This window comes from Perlabentimonas gracilis (assembly GCF_011174675.1).
Taxonomy (GTDB): Bacteria; Bacteroidota; Bacteroidia; order Bacteroidales; family Tenuifilaceae; genus Perlabentimonas; species Perlabentimonas gracilis.
In genome coordinates this window covers 1-21,284 of the sequence record NZ_JAANIG010000033.1, presented here as the reverse complement: position 1 = coordinate 21,284, position 21,284 = coordinate 1, and the positions used below count along the sequence as shown (strand labels likewise).

Below are 21,284 nucleotides of genomic sequence, written 5' to 3'. Positions count from 1 at the left end.
CTTTATAAGTTACTAACAGCTATGTAAGTTAAATCACTTGAATACACTGCTGGATATTTCATCGAAAGGGCGTTCGGGCTTAAATTGGTAATAAAAGGCCAATCGATCTGAAAATTCGCCTACAACTACAACCGCCAGTAGCACCCAAGTAAAGTTTTCGTTTTTTAGAGATATAAGACCAAAGGGGACAAGAAAACCAACTGATATACGGAACAAAGATAAAAGAGCCATTACTGCAGATGGTTTGAACTGGCTATGCCCAATGGTTATAATAAAAAGCATTGTTTTAAGTGCCAGTAGCACTATCAATAGATCCATTTGCTGGGCAAAAAGCGAAGCAAAAACTAATGCGATACCAAACGTGTTGCCACTGGTGACCAATGTTTTTAAACCTTGGCTAACGGTAACGTATAGCATCTCGATGGAGAGAAGCAGAAACACTCCAAAAACCATCGACACAATTTGCAGTGAAGCAACAGGGAAAAGCTTTGAGCCAAAACCTGTAGCCATAAATAACCCAAACATTAAAATCTCCCTTGACAGCCAGCTTGTATTAAGATTATTGATTGACAAATAGGCTCTCGTAGGTTTCCCCAGATGCAAAGTGCTGGCCAACATCCCTGTGCCACCTATTATGGCAAATAGCCAAGGTGAAAGGGAAATGCTTTGGCTCACAATGCCAGCCCACTGCCACCCCACCAGCAATGCGGCTAAAAAGGTGAACAAAGCCAATGGCCATTCATTTAGCCACTCTCTAACTTCTCCTTTAGCTTGAGCTAAAATTCTCTTACTGCTAACGGCCCCTGTAGTTGTTGCTTCCACATCAGCTTGGGGCACATTGGCTTTTACATCTTCCCCCAGTATTTTTATCCGTGGATAGATCTCCCGATTTGATAGCCCAAAAGCATTGGGGCTTGACTTCTCTTCAATCTCACCAAACGATAGTGCTCCTGTTGGGCAGTTTTGGGCACAAGCAGGAATTTGCCCATCCTTAAGCCGATGAAAGCAGAAATGGCACTTCTCCACCACTCCGCTTTTGTGGTTGTACTTTGGAGCATCGAATGGGCAAGCCCATGTACAATATTTACATCCAAGGCACAACTCAGGGGTATGAATTACGGCATTTGTTTCAGTATCTACCCTATACGCTCCACTTGGGCAGGCTTTAAGGCAGGGTGCTTCTTGGCAGTGATTACATGCAAGAGATAGATGAACATAGCCCAAAAGAGGTAGCTTCTGCTTATTGAAGTGGTTAACACTCCGCCAGCTTAGCGGGGGCACAGTAGAGTTTTCGACACTACAGGCAACGACGCAGGCATGGCAACCAACGCATTTACTGTAATCGAAAATGAAACCCCTTGTAGTTCCCATAGGTTATGTAATGCTAGTCAAGCGAATTGAGCGCTTGAGAAATCAAGTTAATTAACCACTCTGTATTTTCTATACCTACTGATAAACGAATCATTCCCGGAAAAGGGTACTTATCGCCCCAAACAGGCTCAATGGGCATTAGAATGGTGTCGGCATCGCCCAGCGTTGGCACCAACAGGATATGGTCTTTAACTAGATTTATGAACTGGTTACACCGTTTTTGCTTCTCATCGGGGTTTTTACCTTCAATATCGAATGTGATAATTGCTCCGTACCCCTTACTGCCGAATAGGTTTACGGCGTTGGTATGGGTTGTATGGGTGGGCAATCCAGGGTAAAGCACCTTTTCAATTTTACTATGGTTACTTAAAAATTTGGCCAGTTCAAACGCATTGTGACAATGCTGTTGAAATCGAAGGTCGAAGGTTTTTAGCTGTTCGCAGAGCCTTGCAGCATCATCGGGCGAGAGCATGTGTCCAACCAGCTTACGGTACTCTAAAGCGGCTTTTTCCAGCTCAGGGCAATTGCCTGAGAGTACACCCGCAGAGATGGAACCATGGCCAGCAAGATACTTGGTAGCGCTATGGAGAACAATATCGGCACCACTATCCAATGGTTTCCAAAGGAATGGAGTGGCAAAGGTGTTGTCGACAATAACCCGTGCACCATACCGCTTGGCTACCTCAATAAATCTATCGCCATTAAGCGTGATTAGCATTGGATTTGAGATGGCCTCGAATAGCACTACCTTTGGCCTTAATTCTCTAAGCGTTGCCTCGAACTTTTCGATAGAATACTCATCGCCATCGGGGAAAAAGCGGTGAATATCCATACCCCGACGTTTAATCAGTACATTGTCGATAAAGTGGTTGGTTCCCCCATAAATCTCAGAGAAGAAAAGCCAACTACCCGGGTTATCGTGCTCCTGAAAAATGGATAGGGCAATATCGATGGCTGCCAAGCCCGACTGGGCAAGAACTGACCATTGGCTCCCCTCAATCTCCATAATCATCTCCTCAGCAGCAGCAACGTTCGGGTTTCGATATCGACCATAAATATAAAGCTCAGGGTTGCGAGAATAGTCGTGCTCGTTGGCAAATGCTTGCTGCATAGTGGGGATATCCACCAAATGAAATCCAGTATCGCGGTATATGGGCGTACGGGTGGCTAGGGGGTTATTCTTCTTCATATCTATTTGTTGAATAGATTGTACATTATTGAAAACAGAAATGAACGGCCACCAAAACTACAAAAAAAGGGCAATAAAATTGCCCTCACCATTCTGTATTTATTAACTATTTTATGTTGCTACGAGAACAACGACTCAACGAAAGCAAACCGGTCGAAAATCTGCAGATCGGTCATTTTTTCACCAACACCAATGTATTTCACAGGAATTTTAAACTGATCGGATATTCCCAACACCACGCCACCCTTGGCAGTACCATCGAGCTTTGTAAGGGCAAGGGCAGTAACTTCTGTGGCCAGGGTAAACTGTTTTGCTTGCTCAAAGGCATTTTGACCAGTGCTACCATCGAGCACAAGAAGCACCTCATGCGGAGCATTGGGAACAACCTTTTGCATCACCCTCTTAATCTTTGAGAGCTCATTCATTAGGTTTACCTTGTTGTGCAGTCGGCCCGCTGTGTCGATTATCACAACATCGGCATTATTAGCCTTAGCCGAAGAAAGCGCATCGAAAGCGACAGAAGCAGGATCGGAACCCATAGTTTGTTTCACAATGGGTACATCCACCCGCTCGGCCCAAATGGTAAGCTGATCGACAGCAGCAGCCCTAAAGGTATCGGCAGCACCTAAATACACCTTTTTCCCCACACCCTTGTACATATGGGCAAGTTTACCAATGGTAGTGGTTTTCCCTACGCCATTAACACCCACAACCATAATAACATAAGGCGATCCATCGGGAGTATCGATAGAAGTATCCACATCGCCCGATTCGTTTTGGGCAAGAAGTTCTGCAATTTCAGACTTAAGTATCTGGTTGAGTTCACTGGTATTTATGTACTTTTCGCGGGCAGCACGTTCCTGAATTCGCTCAATTATCCGCAGGGTGGTCTCCACACCCACATCCGAAGTAATGAGCACCTCCTCAAGGTTATCGAGCACGTCATCGTCAACCGTAGACTTGCCCACCACAATCCTTGAGAGTTTCGAAAAGAGGCTCTCCTTGGTTTTCTCTAGGCCTTTGTCCAGAGATTCCTTTTTACTACCCGAAAAACGTCCGAATACTCCCATAGCAACTTAATTTTGGAATGAATTGGGTAAAAATAGTAAAAGCTTCCCAATTAATCAGGAAGCTTTAATACGAATTGAGTATCTCAAGGAAAAAACTAGATTTTTCCGTCGAAAAAGTCTTTGATTTGAGCATTGGGCACCATCTCCTCACGGAAAGCATAGGCACCAGTCTTGGGCGACTTCACCATTTTAATGCACTTGGTGTTAGTTCTTCCCTCACCTTTTTGTAAAGATGCAACTACTTTCTTAGCCATAACTTAATGTTTTATTTGATTTCACGATGTACGGTTACCTTGCGCAGAATAGGATTGTACTTCTTACGCTCGATCCTATCGGGGGTGTTTTTCTTGTTCTTGGTTGTAATGTACCTAGAGGTGCCAGGCATACCCGATTCCTTGTGCTCTGTGCACTCCATAATCACCTGTACTCTATTACCTTTCTTTGCCATAGCAGTATTCTTTAGTAGATGTTAATTAGACCTTTTTGCTGAGCCTCTTTAAGAGCGCTCTTCAAACCTTTCTTGTTGATGTTACGGATACCCGCAGCTGATACCTTAAGGGTTACCCAGCGGTTCTCCTCCTCAAGGAAGAATCTCTTGTTCATAACGTTGGGATAAAATCTTCTCTTGGTCTTCTTGTTAGAGTGAGAAACGTTATTCCCAACCATTAATTTCTTTCCGGTAATCTGACAAATTCTTGACATCTCTCCTGTGTATTTTGGATTTGTATGATTTTCAAAACAGTGCGCAAAGGACGCTATTTTTATCTAAAATTCCAAAGCATTTTGAAAAAAAATTCCTCTTTATTGCATTTTTTTCTCACTTAGAATCAATAGCCTTAGCATATTGAGCGCTGCGACGGAGCTCCGCAGAATATTTCGCTCCCTGTCGGAACCAAAGTTTAATTTCTGGCTCACAGTAGTTTGCCGTGACGATACAGCCACCCACACTGTACCCACGGGTTTACCTGGTGTAGCTCCGGTTGGACCAGCAATACCCGAGGTTGCAATGGCATAGTCGGTATTAAGTACCTTCATAACCCCAGTGGCCATAGCCTCAACTACCTGCTGGCTAACTGCGCCGTGTGCTTCGATAAGTTGACTATCCACACCAAGGGAACTAATTTTTACTTGGTTGGAGTACGCCACAACTCCTCCGGTAAAATATCGAGAAGAGCCAGGTTGTTGGGTTATTAAATGAGCAATGGTTCCACCAGTACAACTTTCTGCCACCGAAAGTTTAAAGCCATCATTGGCCAGCAAATTTCCAACTACTGAGGCCATAGTGTCGTCCTCGTAGCCAAAGATGTTGTTGGGAATTATCTTCAGCAGCGTTTCAACTTGCTTTTGTATTTCTAATTCAACTAACTCCTTTTTATGACCTGATGAAGAAAGTCTTATACGTATTGAAGTTGGGTTTGGTAAGTATGCTACCTTGATATTATTGGGCATCTTGGCCTCCCACTCGGTAAGCTTTTCGGCCAAAAATGATTCGGGTAGACCAAAAGTTTGAATTGTTCTATGAACTATGCTTTCACCGCCTGATAATGCAAAAAGTCTAGGCAAAATATGCTCATGCATAATGGCCTTCATTTCGAATGGAACACCGGGCATGGCCACAACCGCCTTACCATGGACCTGAAACCACATGCCGGGAGCTGTTCCCATACGGTTGTGCAGCACCTCGCAATTGCTGGGCACTTCGGCTTGCTTAGCATTTAGCTCTGTTAATGGTAAGCCTCGTTTTATAAATATTTGTCGAATGTGCTCAAGGGTGGGCTCATGAACTACAAGGTCACCACCAAAAAGTTGGCAAATAGCCTGTTTGGTAATATCGTCGTTGGTTGGACCAAGACCTCCGGTTATTAGCACAATATCAGAGTCGTTAATCGATTGTTTAACTGTGCTTTTAATCTGTTCATCTGTATCGGATATTGAAATGATTTGCCGAACCTTAACCCCAACCTTATTGAGCTCATTGCCCATCCACGCTGAATTGGTGTCGACAATTTGTCCAATAAGAATTTCCTCACCTATAGTTATTATAGTGGCGTACATACATCAGCTTATAAACAGTAATTAGGCAGCCATTAACCACCCTTAAATAGAGCCTCTCATGGGACTCGAACCCACGACCTGCTCATTACGAATGAGCTGCTCTGCCAGCTGAGCTAAAGAGGCAGGTATATTTTTAGCAAAAGTAGATTATTTTTCAGGTAATAGTTTCGAATCTGAAAAAATTACTCACCGTTAATCCTATTGATCCTTTGAAGCAAGGTGGGGTGCGAATAGTTTACAAGAACATACATAGGGTGCGGAGTAAGATTAGAAAGATTTTCAGCTGATAACTGCTTCAATCCAGATATCAACCCTTTACCCTGATTATGTTTTGCGGCAAAAGCATCGGCCTGATACTCCATTGTCCGGCTTAACCTGTTGGTAAACACCCCTAAAATGGTCTCGATGGGCGAGAAAAGTAGGCCGAATGCTAATAGCGAGAGGTGGAAAACTGGCTCGTTTGCAGACTCGAAACCTAGCGCAATTGAAAGGGCTGAACTTTGAGCTAGCCAACCAAAAAGGTAGAGGATTATGGCCGATTGAACAGCCCCTAGTCCAAAATTTATCCATATATGATGTTTACGATAGTGACCAACCTCATGGGCAAGCACTGCGACTATCTCCTCGGTACTCATCTTTTCAATTAGCGTATCGTAAAGCACAACCCTTCGATTGCTCCCAAATCCTGTAAAGTAGGCATTGGCCTTGGTTGAACGCTTTGAACCATCGATAACAAACACTTTACCTACCGGAAAGCCAATTCTTTGGCCAAAATCCTTTATAGCATTAAGCAGTTCGCCCTCCTGCAATGGTTGCTGTTTATTGAATAGTGGCACAATGACCCTTGAATAGAGTGCGTTGGCCAATAACGAAAAAACAAGCATAATCCCAAGGGCAATTATCCAAAACCACTCCTGGGTGAGATGATACACCCAAGTAACGATTGCCAAAATCCCACCCCCAATAATAAAGCTGATTAGCAACGATTTTATAGAGTCGACCACAAAAAGTCGCTTGGTGGTTTTGTTAAAACCATATTTCTCTTCAATCACAAAGGTACCCCATACGGAAAATGGAAGTGAAGTAATCCATCCAACAAAACCCACTATAGCAAAGAATATGAGCGTAGTAACAATATCCCCAAAGTTAAACTCAGCAAGCCAACCATGGAGCGTACCCAACAGGCCAAAGTATAGTACCAAAGCAATAGCAAGTGTGCTAATGCTATTTTGAAATAACGAGAAATGGGTAGTCTCGACCTTATAGCTTTGCTGTTGCTTATACCTATCGGGTGGGTATACATCAGACAGGATAGTTGGAATTGGCTGCTTTCGAGCTTTTAGGTTTAGTAAATCAAGTATTAGCTCAAGTAGAAACTCTAAAACTATTATTATTAGGATTATAAGAAGTAGGGTATTCATAAAAAATAGGGCTATAGTCTTTCCAGTAGTTTTATGCGGTGTTCAATAATCTTTCTGTACCATGAAGCTTCGGGCAGTACGTAGTAACTCTCCGACTGATTTAACCACTCCAGGGCAACATCAAAACTTCCAAGTATCTCGTTGGCAACGGCCATGTTGAAAGCGGCTTTGGCTGCTACCTGAGATCTGTTCTCGTAATTCCTTAAAACAACCTGCCATTGAGCAGCAGCATCGAGCCATTGGTTGTTCTGGGCAAACTCCGCTGCAACCTTCATTGGCTTGGGGCCTTTAACAAAATATACACGCTGCTCGTCCATCCACGATGGCGCAATCCTTTTTGCATAATCCTGTCCGGCTAAAAAACCGGAGTAGGTTGCCGCGGAGAAAAACCCAGGTAGCTGATCGCCCACCCTAACACGATAGTAATCTGTTTCTTCCCAGGTTAGCGTGTCGCGATACAGGTGCTCACTAAACACTTTTTGTTGATACAAATCGTAAACACGCCAGTATGCGTACACATTCATCGATAGGTATCCGTAGTAGGCCTGCATTGCGCCATCCCAAAATGGATATCCACTTGTTTTGGGAGTTAGCTTAATGTACTCAAGCGATATTACAAGGTCGGCATTGGTGCCAGCGGCTATCTCTTCTACCCTTTTCCATGGGTAGGGTAATATTAAATGTGACGAATCGTCGCGATAATGCTGCTTAACTGGCACTTCAATCCCATCGAACCAAGGCGACTCGGCAAGAGTTTCGGCAAGCACTAAACCAGCCTCAATGGCTGCTGTACTATCGAGCGAGGCTTGAGCCATACTTTCGGGTACGCCTTGTATACCCTCGTATGTACCTACCACCACTAGGGGCTGAATAAAATTGTTGGGTATAGCTAATTCGGCAGGTTTAAGCGTTTGGATATTGATTAGCCTGTACTGCACGCAAGAACCAAAGGTTAGTGCTAGCAAGACAAACGATAAGAAAAGTAGACGATTATTAATATACGTGCTTTTCATGTTGATATATTTATATGGCCTCTATCGACAAATTGTTCGGCGCAGCCTTACCTCGAGCTGACGAATTGTAGAGGGTTTTGATATTATTTCAAGGTTTTTACCAAGCAGGAACATGCGAGGCGTTTCGTGTACATCGTATGTTGCGTACACATCATTGTCGGGGCTATAGGGAATACGAACATTTATCCAATTGATATTTAAGTCGTTTACGTATCGTTCCCAGGAGATTGGTTCATCATCCAACGAAACGGCAATGACTTCAAATCCCAGATCCTTGTATTTGTTGTAAATCTCCAAAACCCTTGGCATGGCATCGATACAATGGGGACACCATGACGACCAGAACAGCACCAGCTTGTAATCGGCTTTGATTTTTGACAGGTTGATGGACTTGCCCTGTAGTGGTTCTATCAAAAAATCGAGCGCCTTCTCGCCCACCTTTGCCCTCACTGTTCTTTTTAATTTTTCTTTTGGTTCATACTTTTTAAGTGGGTCTAGCCCATCAAAGGCTGTGGACTGTAAGTACTCGTATACGTCCTGATAATCGGAATCGACAAATCCATTAATCAGAATATCCCTAATGGTTCGTTTAACCTCAATATCCATAGGCAATGCAAGGAGAGCGTAAGTACCCCGAATAAACTCCAGATCCTGTTCCTCCTTATAGAAATCGTCGTTAAAAAAGTTTTCCATATAGGCCCACACCCTATCGCGCAAAGCAGGTGAATTCTTAATTAGCGGGTTATGAAGGTCTATCGAATTCCACCACGTGGCAACCAGCTTGGTGAGTTCATTTTTTTTGCTATCGCTAGTTACAGGTCTTTGCTCAAGCTTTATATAGCTTGATACTAAAAGGTTTTGGTTCGTCTGTATAAGCTTTTCGGCAAAGCGGTTTAGTTCATGGTTAAGCCTTTGCAGTTCAACCTGAAGGTTATTTCGAAAGGTTGATGAATCGGGGTAGTAATCCATTAACGAGCGGATTAGCCACCCCTGTTGGCTGTGTAACTCTTTTTGACGTTGAAATCTCCAGTACGTGTTATTCTCAACCGATTGGGCCGACCTAAGGCTATCCTCGGGTGCAAACACAACCGTGTTGACATCGATACTAGTTTCATCACCCACAACAAGGTTGAGCTTAATATTCTTGCCCACATCAACCCTATACATCCCCTTTTGGAATCCACTGGGTAGGGTAAAACGATAGGTACCTTGCGAAATCTGCAGGGATGAGTCGACCACCGTATAGCCTTGGCCTTCGAACATTAGTAAGCGAGCTTGCGGAGAAAAGGCTTGCTGTACATTTACGGAAATATCAACAGGCTGAGCATGGGCAGTAAAGGGAAATATAAAAAAAACAGAAAGTACTAAAAGGCAAATTCTTTTCATATCATTTATGTGATTATGCTGTTTTCAACTAAATCTAAGGAACAGGTCTGTATACAATTACCTGCCCTTTCACCAAACCATTAAGGTCGATTGGGCTAGTACCCACCTTACGCCCCGAGAATGAGGTATTCTGGTGAGCCAGCTCGTAAATACCCTCAGCATATACCTTTAGTATAATTGCCGTATGCTGCTCCATAGTTTCGGTAATGGTAGAAAAGCCCTCGGTACGCTTAACTACCGCATCCTGAAAATGTACAATATCGCCGGGGTAAACCTTTTGAGATTTAAAATCGATGGGCTCTCCATAAACATACATCCCATCCCAGGAGGCATTCACCAACTTTAAGGCCTGATAGGCCAAGTCCCAGCACTCGCCCCTGTCCACCTGTTGCCCCATAACACCATTTACGTACTCAACAATTTGCTTGTTCATTGGCGGTATTGGGTCGTTAGCGTCGACAGCACTAAAGCTGAATACTGTAAAAACAAGGGTTACAAATAGATGTCTCATAGTAGTAATCGATTTTATATACTAACGTATTAACCCCGTTTTTGGTTTAGGTTGATTTGATTAGCTCAGAAATTTTAGCTTTCAAATCGGCCGGATTGAATGGTTTAAGTATAAAGCCATTCATCCCCAGCTTAAATATTTTTTCCTGCACATCGAGCATTGCCGAGGCCGTTAGGGCAATAATAGGTATTTGACTTTTGGTCTTATCGGGCAACTTTCTGATGATTTGGGTTGCCTCGTACCCACTCATCTCAGGCATTTCCAAATCCATAAGAATTAAATCGTATTCATTCTCCTTCACCATATCCACAGCAATGGCCCCATTTTCGGCAAGCTGTGTCTCCAATCCCCAGTCTTTAAGAAACTTTAACGCAATGAACGAGTTAACCTCATTATCCTCAACCACCAAAACCCTGTAGGGTTGCCTCTTACGGTTTAGATGCACCGCTTCGTTATGCTTGTCGACCGTTTTTATGCGAGGCTCCTTAATTTTTCGTAGGCAAATGGAAAAGTAAAACTCCGAACCCTTGCCGGGTTGGCTTAAAACTTGAAGATTTCCCTTAAGCATATCAACCAGCTTATGCGAAATGGCCAACCCAAGACCTGTACCTCCAAACTGGCGAGTTGTATTAGGATTGGCTTGAGTAAACTCCTGGAATATCAAATCATGCTTATCTAAAGGTATTCCTATTCCAGTATCGAGCACGGCAAAACGAACCCAAACCGAGGCATTGGTTTCCCTTTCCTTTGCAATTTGTATTGTTACGGAACCATTTAGCGTAAACTTAATGGCGTTGGATGTAAGGTTGGTAAGTATTTGGTTTAGCTTACCCGAGTCGCACTGCACATTGTTGGGCAGGGTGCTATCGTAATCGAGAATAATATCAACACCCTTTTTGCTGGCCAAATGCTTAAACATATTGTAAACACCCTTGGCAATTTCGCTAAGATCGGTAGGATGCCTATTAACTGTAAGCTTACCGGCTTCAATCTTACTGAAATCGAGAATATCATTAAGCAGTGACATAAGCCCCTGGGCAGAGTACTTTAGGTTTTGCAAGTACTCCATTTGGTGAGCCAGCGGATTATCTTGCAGCAGGATATTGGCCATTCCTATAACCGCGTTCATAGGCGTGCGAATTTCATGGCTCATGGTGGAGAGGAAACGCTCCTTGGCCTTTGATGCCTGCTCGGCCTCGTCGCGCGCCTTAATAAGCTCTAACTCCTGCCGTTTGCGCGATGTGATATCAACCATAACACCCATAAAACGGCTAACCTTCTTATCCTCAATCACAGCAATGATATGGGTTAATGCAGGGAAATGGCTACCATCGAGCTTTTGAGCCACTAGCTCAACCGAAGGTAATTCGGGGATAGTGGAGCTACGCTTTAGGTAACTTCTAACTTTTGGCTTATCCTTTGGGCTAAATAGATCGGTTATATGAATTCCCTGCTCAAGGCTGTTTGGGGCAAAACCAAAGAATAGTTTTAGGTAATTATTTGCAAAGGTTAGAAAGCCGTTTGCATTAGCCTCAAAAACCTTCTCGGGCAGCAGCTCGGCAAGCTGTCTAAAGCGTTGCTCGCTTTGCAAAATCTTCTCTTGAGCAAGCTTTTTATCGGTTATATCGGTTATAACAAACAGCAGGCACTTCTCCCCCTGTATGTCGATAATCTCTGCCGAAAAGCTACAAAGCACACGTTGACCCAAAGAGTTAACTAGCGAGGTCTCAGCATCAAGCACTCTCCCCTCGCTCAAGATCATCTCCTTAAGCTGGTTTCGCAACTTGATATCGGGAAATATATTGAGCTCGCGGGAGGTGGAGCCTACAACCTGTTCGCGGGTTAAGCCAGTAATTTTCAGAAAAGTTTCGTTCACATCGATAAAGCGCCCCTCGTCGAAGCTGCTAATCACCATCATCACCGCATTGTTATCAAATGCCTTGCTAAACTTCTCCTCCGATAGCTTAACTATACGCTCGGCCTCGATGCGCAGCGAGATATCCTGACAAATGGCGAAGACAACCTCCTTTTGGCTCCAGTTACCTTTGAAAAGTCTTACTTCCACAGGAATAAGTTTACCATTCCCCCTCACCAAGTTTCCCGAAAGTATCATCCGCTTACCGAAGAAAGCATCGGAAACCATATGCTTAGCCTCATCCTGCATCGATTTTTCGAAAAACGATGAAAAACTCTTCAGCACAATCTCATGCTCGTCCATCCCCATTCGATTATAAACACTCCTATTGGCCTGTACCACCATCCCCCTTTTGCTGATGATGAATACCATATCCTCGAAGCCATTCACTAGCAATCGGAAGTTCTGCTCCTCCTCCACCAGTTTCCGTTCAAACTCCTTTTGCTGGGTAATATCAAAGCAATTATCCAACAGTGCTGGCTGTCCGTTCCAGCTAACAATTGATACATTGGACTTAAACCATCTCATCTCACCATTCTTATGTAGGGCTCGGAAAGTGAACGATCGGGATGTTTTCTGAGAAATTTCCTGAAAATTGTTGGAGAATAAAAGCTTGATTAGTTTTCGATCCTTTGGATGTACTATCTCCACAAATTCCATTCGCTTTACCTCTTCGGCATTGTAACCTGTCAGGTGCTCGAACTGGGGGTTATGAAACACAATGCGGTTACCGCAAACTACGTAAATACTACCTGCACAGCTATTCACCAAGGCCTCGAAAAGATTATTGCCGAAATCAGCAGAAAGCACCTCGGGAGTAACCCTTTGGTTATCGGGATTTTCGCTATGTAAATCCGATGAATGCATACTTATGAGAGTTGATTTAAAGTAATAATACGCCTACAGGAATTGTTTGTGTTAATTGATGTTAGAGACTTTTAACAAAAGTACAATTATCTTGTTTAATTCGTAAATTCGAGGCCAATAATTAATCGAATTCCACATTTGCTGAACAATTTCTATTAGAAAATAATGAAACGAAATATTGCTATGCTAATCTTCTTTTCCATTGTACTTATCGTAACCATTGGGGTAAACTACTACATTTATCGTCGCACCAATCCCATTTTTGCTTTTGCTGGAGGATACGAACTTGCCCTACGCCTCCTTTTTTGGGCAATAGCCCTCTCGTACCCAATAGGTCGATTTTTAGAGCGTGTAGTTCCATCGGGTGCTGCCGAATTAGTTGCTAAAGTTGGCTCGTTCTGGTTGGCAGCCATGCTTTACCTCACGCTGATGTTCTTGCTTTTTGATCTTTTGAAGTTGATGCATAGCTGGACTGGATTCCCTTCCTTTCTCTCGGCCAAAGATAGTATTTCGTTTCTCCGAAAGATTTCAGTTGGAATATACGCTACAACAGCAATAATTATTTTTGCAGGATACCTTAACGCTATCTACCCAAAGGTAAGCAGTGTAACCATAAAGACAGACAAGTCATTGAATGGTAACGCTATGCTAAAAATTGCTGCAGCCTCGGATATTCATTTGGGAACCATTATATCCAACGGCCGGTTAGAGCGCTTTGTGCATATGATGAACGAGCAGAAACCCGATATAATTCTGCTTGCAGGCGATATCTTTGATGAGGATTTGGGGCCAGTTATTAAGAATAATATGGGCGATCAGCTCAAACAGCTTAGCGCTCCGCTGGGTGTTTACGCTATTACAGGCAACCACGAGTACATTGGAGGGGTCGATGCAGCAATAAAGTACCTCGAGGATCACGGCATTACAGTTATTCGCGACTCGGTGGTAACACCACAGGGAAAGCTAAATGTTGTAGGTAGAGACGATAGGCAGGCCAAAATGATGGGTGGTAATATGCGCAAACCCATCGAACATATGGTTGTAAACATTGACAATAACCTCTTTACCATTATGCTCGACCACCAACCCTACAACCTTAACGAGGCGGTGGAAAATGGTATCGATCTTCAAATATCGGGTCATACCCACCACGGGCAACTTTTCCCGCTAAACCTTATTACCAAAGCAATGTTTGAAGTAAGCCGAGGTTACAAGCAGATAGAGAATTCCCATTTTTACGTATCGACAGGATTTGGCACTTGGGGCCCTCCGGTTAGGGTTGGTAATAAGCCGGAAATTGTGGTTTTTGAGGTGAGTACTGGTAAGTAAACTTGAAGAGACCTGACAGCCCTGCAAGAGGCAGACAGAGTGATTGACTGATTGGATGACCCTGCTTGCCAGCAGGCAGGCTGCCTGACTGGCGTCAGAGCAGGCAGGTTGGATGATTGGATGATTGAAAACTCACTAACCAATTACCGTTTTACCGATTACTGATTACCGATCACCGATCACTGATTACTGATTACTGATTACTGATTATCTCGTTAACCTCCAAAAAGCGTCGGTTCCCCTAGTCAACTTACGTTTCCGAGACAAGCTGAGACAGGCCGATCACTGACTACCGATCACTGACTACCGATCACTGACTACCGATCACTGATCACTGACTACCGATTATCTCGTTAACCTCCAAAAAGCGTCGGTTCCCCTCGTCAACTTACGTTTCCGAGACAAGCTGAGACAGGCCGATTACTGACAACCAAAACCTAACCCCTTTCCACCAAAAACACCTGCTTGCAATCCTTAACTAATCTATATCTATCATCAATCCTAAAGCCCACAACCCAAACAATATGGCCATTCGACTCCAACACGTAAACAGAGTGCTTATGGTGCAAAGGTACTTTCTGGTCTACCAGAAAATCGCTAATCTTTTTGCGCCCCTTCATGCCAAACGGGACAAACCAGTCGCCCTCGCGCCACAGGCGCAGTGTTAGGGGAAAATGCAGCTTACCAAAATCGAGCGCAGCAACATCTGCCAATTTGGGGATGGTAAAACCGCTATCGTTACTAACTACGCTAAACGATAATGCTATTGGTTCCGTTATTACACCAACTGCCTCATCAATTTTAGCCTCATTTATTTCTGTTGATATTTCGGCATGTGAAACAATAAGCACCTCCCTATCGCGAACTAGACTATGGGTTGCCGAGTAAAATAATTTCCCGGGTTGCGAGTAGAGCGACTTTTCGATATCGATAACCACAGCGGGCGAAAATCCAAAATTGGCCAGCTCCTCTATGAGAAATAGCTGACGAAATGGATACCTAACCAGCTCCTCAATGCAGTAGTGTACCTCGTTAGGCAACTCGCTTCTAACCTTTGCTCTAAAATCGGCATTCATAGCCTCAATGGCTTGCCATGTGTTGGCCAGGTGTAGCGATGTGCTATAAATATTATCGATGGCAGCAGGGTTAATTACTTGCAACTCGGGCAAAATGTTATGGCGAATTCTGTTGCGGGCGTACTTGGTTTGAGCGTTGGACGAGTCGTTACGGTAAGCAATAGCGTGCTGAGCAGCATACTCCTCAATCTCATGCCTATAGGCAAAAAGCAACGGACGGATAATGCTGTTTGATTTTGATTTTATCCCTGTAAGCCCCTTTAAACCTGAGCCACGGGTAAGGTTAAACAGAACTGTTTCGGCCACATCGTTCTTGTTGTGTGCAATGGCCACCGAGGAAAATCCTTTCTCGTTGCAAAGATCTGAAAACCAACCATACCTTAACTCACGAGCAGCCACTTGAATAGACACGTTATTGTTGGTGGAGTACTCCGTTGTTTTAAAATGCTTTACCAACAGCTCCACCCCAAGCGTTTCGCAGGTTTCGCGAACCAGCGCCTCGTCGGCATCGGCCTCTTGCCCACGCAGATGAAAATTGCAGTGCGCCACGGCAAAATTATATCTGCAGGCATTAAAAAGATAAAGCATCACCATTGAGTCGCCCCCACCGCTTACGGCTAACAGCAGCTTGCTTTTGGGCTCAACCAGTGAGTGCTCTTCGATATATTGTTTAAACTTTTTTTTCATAACGGCTCTAGGCGAGGTCTCGTTTTTTAATTTATTCTTTAATTTTCTTCTTATTCTCAATATAAACTCTCTCGTTTAGTTTTCTCAATGTTTTCAAAAAAATCTTTTTCATTTAAAATAGATAACTGATATTTTGCAATTTCTCTGAATTTCAAAAATCTATCCTTTTTATTAACTTCATCCTTAATCATTTCTGAATTTAAAGTTTCAAGATTTGATAAAACGGCAAGTTCATTAATACTAGCAATATCACTAATATTCATAGATTTTTTTGCTAATTCAGGATTCGCTTCTCGCCAATCTTTGGCTGTACAGTTGAATAATGCTACATTTAACAAATCAGCTTCTTCGGCGTAAGTTAACCATTCAGTTCCTGCTTCGTAATTTTTATTTGGGAGAATGTAGTTTTTAATTGCATCAGTGTGAATTAGATAGTTCGTTTTGCTTAGTATTCTTTTTACGTTCCATTCTAAATTGTATTCATTTGTTTCAATCTCTTTAAGTCTTTGATATTCTGTAATTAAATATAGTTTAAACGTTGGGCTTAACCACGAGGCAAATTCAAAGGCTATGTCTTTATGTGCGTATGTTCCACCATAACGACCTGATTTAGAAACAATACCTATTGCGCTAGTTGATTCTATCCATTTTTTTGGAGTTAATGTAAAACTATTTGACCCTGATTCAATTCTAAAGGCATCGAATTCGATGCCTTTAAAAGTTGGATTATTCAAATGCTCCCAAAGCCCAAGAAATTCTATAGTACTTCTGGTTCTCATCCAGTTTTGAATGATGTAATTTGTTCTTTCTGAGTCACGATATTTAGCCATGTCCGTCAATGAGATATATTCTTCTTCGTTCTGTTTGTAAAGAACAATCTCAATTTCATTGACATTCAATTTTACTTTATTCATCCGTAACTTATTTAAAATAAGAACAAATATAATCATTTTCTTGCGGTAAACTTTTCTCGGAGTTTTGTCTCATAATGAAGGAACACTAGCTTGTTGTTAACACCTTTTCTATAGCCATTGCCTTTAGCAGGCACTCGCTGTACTCCTGCACGGGGTTCGACTTACTGGTAATAGCACCACCAACCGAATACGATAGGTAACGCTTGGTTTTGTTGTAGAGCAAGCTACGTATAACCACGTTAAAATCGGCATTACCCTGCGAGTCGATATACCCCACCGTACCAGAGTATAGCCCACGCTTTGTGCGTTCCAACTCCTCGGCAATTTGCATAGCGCTAACCTTAGGTGCACCAGTCATTGAGCCCATTGGAAAGGTGGCCTTTAGCAAATCTACAATATCAGAATTAGCATTAAGATTGCATGAAACGGTAGATATTAGCTGATGAACCTGCGGAAATGGGTACACCCCGCACAGCTCATCAACGGTAACGCTGCCCCGTTGCGCCACACGCGATAGATCGTTGCGCACCAAATCGACAATCATAATATTCTCGGCTCGCTCCTTTGGGTCGTTTTTGAGCTTATCGGCCAGTTGCTTATCGTCCTGTGGGTTATTGCCACGCGGACAGGTTCCCTTAATTGGTTGCGAGACAATCCTATTGCCCTGCTTCTGCAAGTACCTCTCGGGGCTGGCGCAAAGCAGAAACTTATCATGAAACTTGCCAAATGCCGAGAAGGGCGTGGGCGACAGCTGATTAAGCCGTAAATAGGTTTCGTAAGGATTTATTCGGCATGTTTGTGCGTAGAACTCCTGGCAAAGGTTCATCTCGTAGATATCACCCCTATGGATATGCGCAAGCACCCTATTCACGGTATCGATATATTCATCCTTTGTAAAACGTGCCTGTGTTATTATATCCTTATCATTCTGTGCGGCAATAGCAGGTTCATCCATTATGGCATCGAACAGGCATCCTGCGGTTTGGCGGTTGTATTTATCTTTGGAGTAATGAATATTGAGAATACCATCCTGCACAGCAAATACTATGGAAGGCATGAAGAAAATCATTTCGGGAAAGTGAAGACCATCGGAGTTGTTAGAGCTTAATTTTTCTACCTCATTCTTTAAATCGTAGCCCAAGTAGCCAAAAAGCCAATTGTTTTGGGCAGTTGCATCACGTAGCTCGTCAAAATAATTCTTGCTGGGAACAATAAGGCTGTCGGCACCAAATGCAGCAAGCACCTCATACCGGCTGAAGGGTGAGCACGCATCGCAGGTAAGCATATCGGAATTGCTACGAAGTACCAGTGCGTATCTTTCATTTCTGCTCCAACGACAAAGCTGGTCGGCAAAGCGTGCTACTTTTTTTATGGGTATTGAAATAGTGCCTCTCATGCCGCAAAGATATGGAGTTTTAACTTTTACTAACTATAAAAGAACAAGCTCTTTCCCATAATAAGTAAGACTAAAGGGCTTATACTGATTGAATAGTTGTGAAATAATTTTACGTTAGCGGTATAGAGACATATTTGGATCAGTCCAATGAATTAATCTCAACTATTACAAATTCTGAGAGTTATCCTATAAAACAATAGGTTCAACTTCATCACTGGCTACGTTTCAATAGTTGGTTTGCCACTTTGGTTGGTAACTAAGCCATTTTTATAATCATTTTACAAATTGACATAAGGATATAATAAAATTAAGTTTACTACTAAAATGATTGAAACAAAAGTAATACGATCAATACTAAAAACCTCTAATATCATATACTTTCATTGTCCATTAAAATATTTACAATAAATTTGGCCGTTTGTGCCTTCAAATATATTCCATGTAATAGGAAGAATAGATATTCAACTTTCATACAAGTGTATATAATAATTATTCAACCTTGAATGTCAAAATTTAACTGGTTATTAATATTTAACTTAAAAAGGATTCTCGTGAAAAAGTTCTTAACTTCATATATTTTGCTGCTATTAATTCTTCAAGTATCATTTGCTCAATCTGAATACAGCTGGGTAGGTGAATATGTAGATGGTCTAGCTCTTGCCCAAAATAATGACAGGTTCGGATACATTGACCCTAATGGAGCTGTTGCTATCCCCCTACGCTTTGCAGCAGCCTCAGAATTCAGGCAAGGAGAGGCAATGATTATGGTTGGCAGTGCCCACGAGTACTCCATTCTAAAGATTGATACACTGGGGCACATTCTTTGGTCTTTTGAAGAGGGTCTCAGGAATAATGAAAATAGGATGAAGTTTATTGATCTAACGAATTCTGAATTTCAAGTGATGGTTGCATCTGGCTTAGTAATTCGCGACAAGCCAGATCTTAGTGGGCAAAGGATTGCTGTAGTTCCCTACAAAGGCAGTGTAAAGGTATTGAAGAAGACATACAGTTGGATAACTGTTGATAATATTAAAAGTCAATGGGTCGAGGTTGAATTCAATGGCCTTAAAGGCTTTTGTTTTATGGGTTTTCTTACTCAGATGGATGTTGATAAATTCAACTATTTTTATCGCTACCAGTGGATTAATGACTATCAGCAGAAAAGCCACTGGAAACTAAAAAAGGAAAAACTTGAAGAAATGATATTTCTTGAAGATTCTGGAGTATTTGTAGTTTCTTCGGGAACTCCAGAAACATGTGCTAGAGGTCAAGCAATTTACCTTCCCGATATTTCTATGCAAGATGCGTTTTTACTTATAAAAGCTGCATGTATTGAATGCAGTGTGGTGTTAGAAACGGACAAGCGTGGTTTCTCCAGCAAAACTACTAATATTTCTGATTATAATTATCCTGCCGACTCGCATCAAACCTCTATAAGTTTTCTACTTGACCAAGGTTTAGGACATATCACCATTTCCATTGAAGAAGATAATAATGGTTATGTTAGGATAAAAATGTAGAAAAATATTTTGAAGTAGTTATTTGTGGTCCTATAACATAAATATTTGTTATAACATCTGATTTTTCGAAAATGATATTTAAAAAAATGCGAAGAGCCCTTTCAAGTTAACTCGTAAAAAATGTTTAAAATTTAAAAACTAAATGAATCCCGACTCAAAATCGTTTGTTTACACGCTAACCCGCATTGCATCGAGGTACAGAACCGAGCTTGCCCAAAACTTTGCAGCCAAAGGTTTTGCCGATGTTACCCCTGATTACTGGATTGTGCTAGAGTGGCTTTGGGAAGAGGACAACATAACCATTGGGCAGCTAGCCAAGCGCACCAGCAAGGACAATGCAGCCATATCGAGAATTGTTGATGGTATGGAGCGAAACAATCTGGTAAATCGCATGGCCAGCGCCACCGACAAGCGCTCGTACCAGATTGTGCTTACCAAGTACGCCAAGGGAATAATTGAGCAACTTAAAGCCATTGAAGAGGCAACGCTACAAAAAGCAACGGATGGATTAAACCCCATTGAGGTGAAGGAACTTATCCGTATGCTTGAGCATTTGTACGAAAAACTAGATTAAAAAAAAGGCACAAACCATTGGTTTATGCCCTTTTTAATATTGAAATAAAGCTGTTATACTATGTATTCATTGCACCGCAAACGCTGATAACCTGTCCGCTGATATAGCTCGACATCTCTGAGCCAAGATAAACGCACACATCGGCAACATCCTCGGGGGTACCGCCACGCTTAAGAGGAATCTTTTCAACCCACTCGTTGCGAACCTCTTCGGGCAGCTTATGAGTCATTTCGGTAATAATAAAGCCAGGGGCAATGGCATTGCAACGGATATTCCGTGAACCCAATTCGCGAGCCACCGATTTGGTAAAACCAATAATACCAGCTTTTGAAGCCGAGTAGTTTGCCTGACCAGCATTGCCCGATACGCCTACCACGGAACTCATATTGATAATTGAGCCCGACTTCTGCTTAAGCATATACTTTTGTGCGGCCTTGGTTAGGTTGAAAACCGATTTTAGGTTTACGTTCATTACCAGGTCCCACTGCTCCTCGGTCATACGCATTAGCAATGTATCGCGGGTGATACCAGCGTTGTTAACCAGAATATCGATACGACCAAAATCTTTCACAATCTCATCAACCATGGCTTGCGATGCCTCAAAGTTGCTGGCATCGGAAACATAACCCTTAGCCTTTACGCCCATGGCGTTCAGCTCCTTCTCAAGATTCTGGAAATTCTCATCGGCATTCATATCGGAAAATGCCACGTTGGCACCATGCTGGGCAAATGCTATAGCGATGGCACGGCCAATTCCGCGCGCTCCGCCAGTAACTAAACCTGTTTTTCCTTCGAGTAGTTTCATAATATGTTGTTAAGTTGATTTCGGCTACAAAGGTAAAAAAAGATTATAAATTTAAACGAGAGTTGAAAGTTCATAGAAATAGTGCCTGTTTTAACCCTAAATAACCAAGCATTTTTTTTACAATTTTATTATTTATTTTTACCAACGGACAAACGACCGATGGTGACTGTTATACCGAAGGTTCA

At 42.5% G+C, this 21,284-nt stretch carries 19 protein-coding genes and 1 tRNA gene; 3 read left to right on the top strand and 17 right to left on the bottom strand.

Annotated features, from left to right (window positions below):
• Positions 1 to 33 precede the first annotated feature (33 nt).
• The 13 genes from G8O23_RS13235 to G8O23_RS13175 form a co-directional block, all read right to left on the bottom strand.
• Positions 34 to 1,371: a DmsC/YnfH family molybdoenzyme membrane anchor subunit gene (locus tag G8O23_RS13235; RefSeq protein ID WP_166365618.1), complete on the bottom strand. Its 1,338-nt coding sequence runs from the start codon at positions 1,369 to 1,371 to the stop codon at positions 34 to 36.
• A 13-nt stretch (positions 1,372 to 1,384) separates the two neighbouring features.
• The gene (locus G8O23_RS13230) at positions 1,385 to 2,560 is read right to left on the bottom strand and encodes a trans-sulfuration enzyme family protein (RefSeq protein WP_166365616.1); all 1,176 of its coding nucleotides are present in this window, start codon (positions 2,558 to 2,560) and stop codon (positions 1,385 to 1,387) included.
• Positions 2,561 to 2,679: 119 nt separating this feature from the next.
• Positions 2,680 to 3,630: a signal recognition particle-docking protein FtsY gene (ftsY, locus tag G8O23_RS13225; protein WP_166365614.1), complete on the bottom strand. Its 951-nt coding sequence runs from the start codon at positions 3,628 to 3,630 to the stop codon at positions 2,680 to 2,682.
• A 95-nt stretch (positions 3,631 to 3,725) separates the two neighbouring features.
• The gene (locus G8O23_RS13220) at positions 3,726 to 3,884 is read right to left on the bottom strand and encodes a DUF4295 domain-containing protein (RefSeq protein ID WP_166365612.1); all 159 of its coding nucleotides are present in this window, start codon (positions 3,882 to 3,884) and stop codon (positions 3,726 to 3,728) included.
• An 11-nt stretch (positions 3,885 to 3,895) separates the two neighbouring features.
• On the bottom strand, positions 3,896 to 4,078 hold the full coding sequence (gene rpmG, locus G8O23_RS13215) for a 50S ribosomal protein L33 (protein WP_166365610.1): 183 nt from the start codon (positions 4,076 to 4,078) through the stop codon (positions 3,896 to 3,898).
• 11 nt (positions 4,079 to 4,089) lie between these two features.
• Positions 4,090 to 4,332, bottom strand: coding sequence for a 50S ribosomal protein L28 (gene rpmB / locus G8O23_RS13210; RefSeq protein ID WP_166365608.1), 243 nt, complete (start codon positions 4,330 to 4,332; stop codon positions 4,090 to 4,092).
• Between the two features lie 99 nt (positions 4,333 to 4,431).
• Complete coding sequence (locus G8O23_RS13205) at positions 4,432 to 5,685, bottom strand: competence/damage-inducible protein A (RefSeq protein WP_166365606.1); 1,254 nt, start codon at positions 5,683 to 5,685, stop codon at positions 4,432 to 4,434.
• A gap of 50 nt (positions 5,686 to 5,735) precedes the next feature.
• Positions 5,736 to 5,808 (bottom strand) — tRNA-Thr (locus tag G8O23_RS13200).
• Positions 5,809 to 5,867: 59 nt separating this feature from the next.
• Positions 5,868 to 7,106, bottom strand: a complete 1,239-nt coding sequence (locus G8O23_RS13195) for a M48 family metallopeptidase (protein ID WP_166365604.1) — start codon at positions 7,104 to 7,106, stop codon at positions 5,868 to 5,870.
• 11 nt (positions 7,107 to 7,117) lie between these two features.
• Positions 7,118 to 8,119, bottom strand: coding sequence for a DUF6340 family protein (locus G8O23_RS13190; protein WP_166365602.1), 1,002 nt, complete (start codon positions 8,117 to 8,119; stop codon positions 7,118 to 7,120).
• A gap of 21 nt (positions 8,120 to 8,140) precedes the next feature.
• Entirely contained in the window at positions 8,141 to 9,505 is a 1,365-nt protein-coding gene (locus G8O23_RS13185; RefSeq protein WP_166365600.1) for a TlpA family protein disulfide reductase, read from the bottom strand.
• A 34-nt stretch (positions 9,506 to 9,539) separates the two neighbouring features.
• Positions 9,540 to 10,016 (bottom strand): hypothetical protein, encoded by a 477-nt coding sequence (locus G8O23_RS13180; RefSeq protein ID WP_166365598.1) that lies wholly within the window; start codon positions 10,014 to 10,016, stop codon positions 9,540 to 9,542.
• 46 nt (positions 10,017 to 10,062) lie between these two features.
• Entirely contained in the window at positions 10,063 to 12,798 is a 2,736-nt protein-coding gene (locus G8O23_RS13175) for a PAS domain-containing hybrid sensor histidine kinase/response regulator (protein ID WP_166365596.1), read from the bottom strand.
• A gap of 165 nt (positions 12,799 to 12,963) precedes the next feature.
• Between G8O23_RS13175 and G8O23_RS13170 the strand changes: the two genes are divergently transcribed.
• On the top strand, positions 12,964 to 14,127 hold the full coding sequence (locus G8O23_RS13170; RefSeq protein WP_166365594.1) for a metallophosphoesterase: 1,164 nt from the start codon (positions 12,964 to 12,966) through the stop codon (positions 14,125 to 14,127).
• A gap of 437 nt (positions 14,128 to 14,564) precedes the next feature.
• On the opposite strand, the gene tilS is transcribed toward G8O23_RS13170, so the two are convergent.
• The 3 genes from tilS to pabB all read right to left on the bottom strand — a co-directional run bounded on the left by tilS (position 14,565) and on the right by pabB (position 18,200).
• Positions 14,565 to 15,890 (bottom strand): tRNA lysidine(34) synthetase TilS, encoded by a 1,326-nt coding sequence (gene tilS, locus G8O23_RS13165; protein WP_166365592.1) that lies wholly within the window; start codon positions 15,888 to 15,890, stop codon positions 14,565 to 14,567.
• A 56-nt stretch (positions 15,891 to 15,946) separates the two neighbouring features.
• Positions 15,947 to 16,804, bottom strand: a complete 858-nt coding sequence (locus tag G8O23_RS13160) for a KilA-N domain-containing protein (protein ID WP_166365590.1) — start codon at positions 16,802 to 16,804, stop codon at positions 15,947 to 15,949.
• A gap of 85 nt (positions 16,805 to 16,889) precedes the next feature.
• Positions 16,890 to 18,200 (bottom strand): aminodeoxychorismate synthase component I, encoded by a 1,311-nt coding sequence (gene pabB, locus G8O23_RS13155; protein WP_166365588.1) that lies wholly within the window; start codon positions 18,198 to 18,200, stop codon positions 16,890 to 16,892.
• 551 nt (positions 18,201 to 18,751) lie between these two features.
• On the opposite strand from pabB, the gene G8O23_RS17640 reads away from it, so the two are divergent.
• Positions 18,752 to 19,720 carry an SH3 domain-containing protein gene (locus G8O23_RS17640; RefSeq protein ID WP_166365586.1) on the top strand — a complete coding sequence of 323 codons (969 nt, stop codon included), beginning with the start codon at positions 18,752 to 18,754 and terminating at the stop codon, positions 19,718 to 19,720.
• A gap of 142 nt (positions 19,721 to 19,862) precedes the next feature.
• Complete coding sequence (locus tag G8O23_RS13145; RefSeq protein WP_166365584.1) at positions 19,863 to 20,294, top strand: MarR family winged helix-turn-helix transcriptional regulator; 432 nt, start codon at positions 19,863 to 19,865, stop codon at positions 20,292 to 20,294.
• 58 nt (positions 20,295 to 20,352) lie between these two features.
• Here G8O23_RS13145 and fabG read toward each other — a convergent pair whose 3' ends face one another.
• Entirely contained in the window at positions 20,353 to 21,099 is a 747-nt protein-coding gene (gene fabG / locus G8O23_RS13140) for a 3-oxoacyl-[acyl-carrier-protein] reductase (protein ID WP_166365582.1), read from the bottom strand.
• Between the last annotated feature and the right edge of the window lie 185 nt (positions 21,100 to 21,284).

Bases quoted from the DNA above. Each gene is read 5' to 3' on its own strand.
- G8O23_RS13160 (WP_166365590.1), bottom strand. From the start codon at position 16,804: ATGAATAAAGTAAAATTGAATGTCAATGAAATTGAGATTGTTCTTTAC.
- fabG (WP_166365582.1), bottom strand. From the start codon at position 21,099: ATGAAACTACTCGAAGGAAAAACAGGTTTAGTTACTGGCGGAGCGCGC.
- G8O23_RS13180 (WP_166365598.1), bottom strand. From the start codon at position 10,016: ATGAGACATCTATTTGTAACCCTTGTTTTTACAGTATTCAGCTTTAGT.
- rpmB (WP_166365608.1), bottom strand. From the start codon at position 4,332: ATGTCAAGAATTTGTCAGATTACCGGAAAGAAATTAATGGTTGGGAAT.
- G8O23_RS13190 (WP_166365602.1), bottom strand. From the start codon at position 8,119: ATGAAAAGCACGTATATTAATAATCGTCTACTTTTCTTATCGTTTGTC.
- G8O23_RS13175 (WP_166365596.1), bottom strand. From the start codon at position 12,798: ATGCATTCATCGGATTTACATAGCGAAAATCCCGATAACCAAAGGGTT.
- G8O23_RS13235 (WP_166365618.1), bottom strand. From the start codon at position 1,371: ATGGGAACTACAAGGGGTTTCATTTTCGATTACAGTAAATGCGTTGGT.
- pabB (WP_166365588.1), bottom strand. From the start codon at position 18,200: ATGAGAGGCACTATTTCAATACCCATAAAAAAAGTAGCACGCTTTGCC.
- G8O23_RS13220 (WP_166365612.1), bottom strand. From the start codon at position 3,884: ATGGCTAAGAAAGTAGTTGCATCTTTACAAAAAGGTGAGGGAAGAACT.
- ftsY (WP_166365614.1), bottom strand. From the start codon at position 3,630: ATGGGAGTATTCGGACGTTTTTCGGGTAGTAAAAAGGAATCTCTGGAC.
- tilS (WP_166365592.1), bottom strand. From the start codon at position 15,890: ATGAAAAAAAAGTTTAAACAATATATCGAAGAGCACTCACTGGTTGAG.
- G8O23_RS13195 (WP_166365604.1), bottom strand. From the start codon at position 7,106: ATGAATACCCTACTTCTTATAATCCTAATAATAATAGTTTTAGAGTTT.
- rpmG (WP_166365610.1), bottom strand. From the start codon at position 4,078: ATGGCAAAGAAAGGTAATAGAGTACAGGTGATTATGGAGTGCACAGAG.
- G8O23_RS13230 (WP_166365616.1), bottom strand. From the start codon at position 2,560: ATGAAGAAGAATAACCCCCTAGCCACCCGTACGCCCATATACCGCGAT.
- G8O23_RS13205 (WP_166365606.1), bottom strand. From the start codon at position 5,685: ATGTACGCCACTATAATAACTATAGGTGAGGAAATTCTTATTGGACAA.
- G8O23_RS13170 (WP_166365594.1), top strand. From the start codon at position 12,964: ATGAAACGAAATATTGCTATGCTAATCTTCTTTTCCATTGTACTTATC.
- G8O23_RS13145 (WP_166365584.1), top strand. From the start codon at position 19,863: ATGAATCCCGACTCAAAATCGTTTGTTTACACGCTAACCCGCATTGCA.
- G8O23_RS13185 (WP_166365600.1), bottom strand. From the start codon at position 9,505: ATGAAAAGAATTTGCCTTTTAGTACTTTCTGTTTTTTTTATATTTCCC.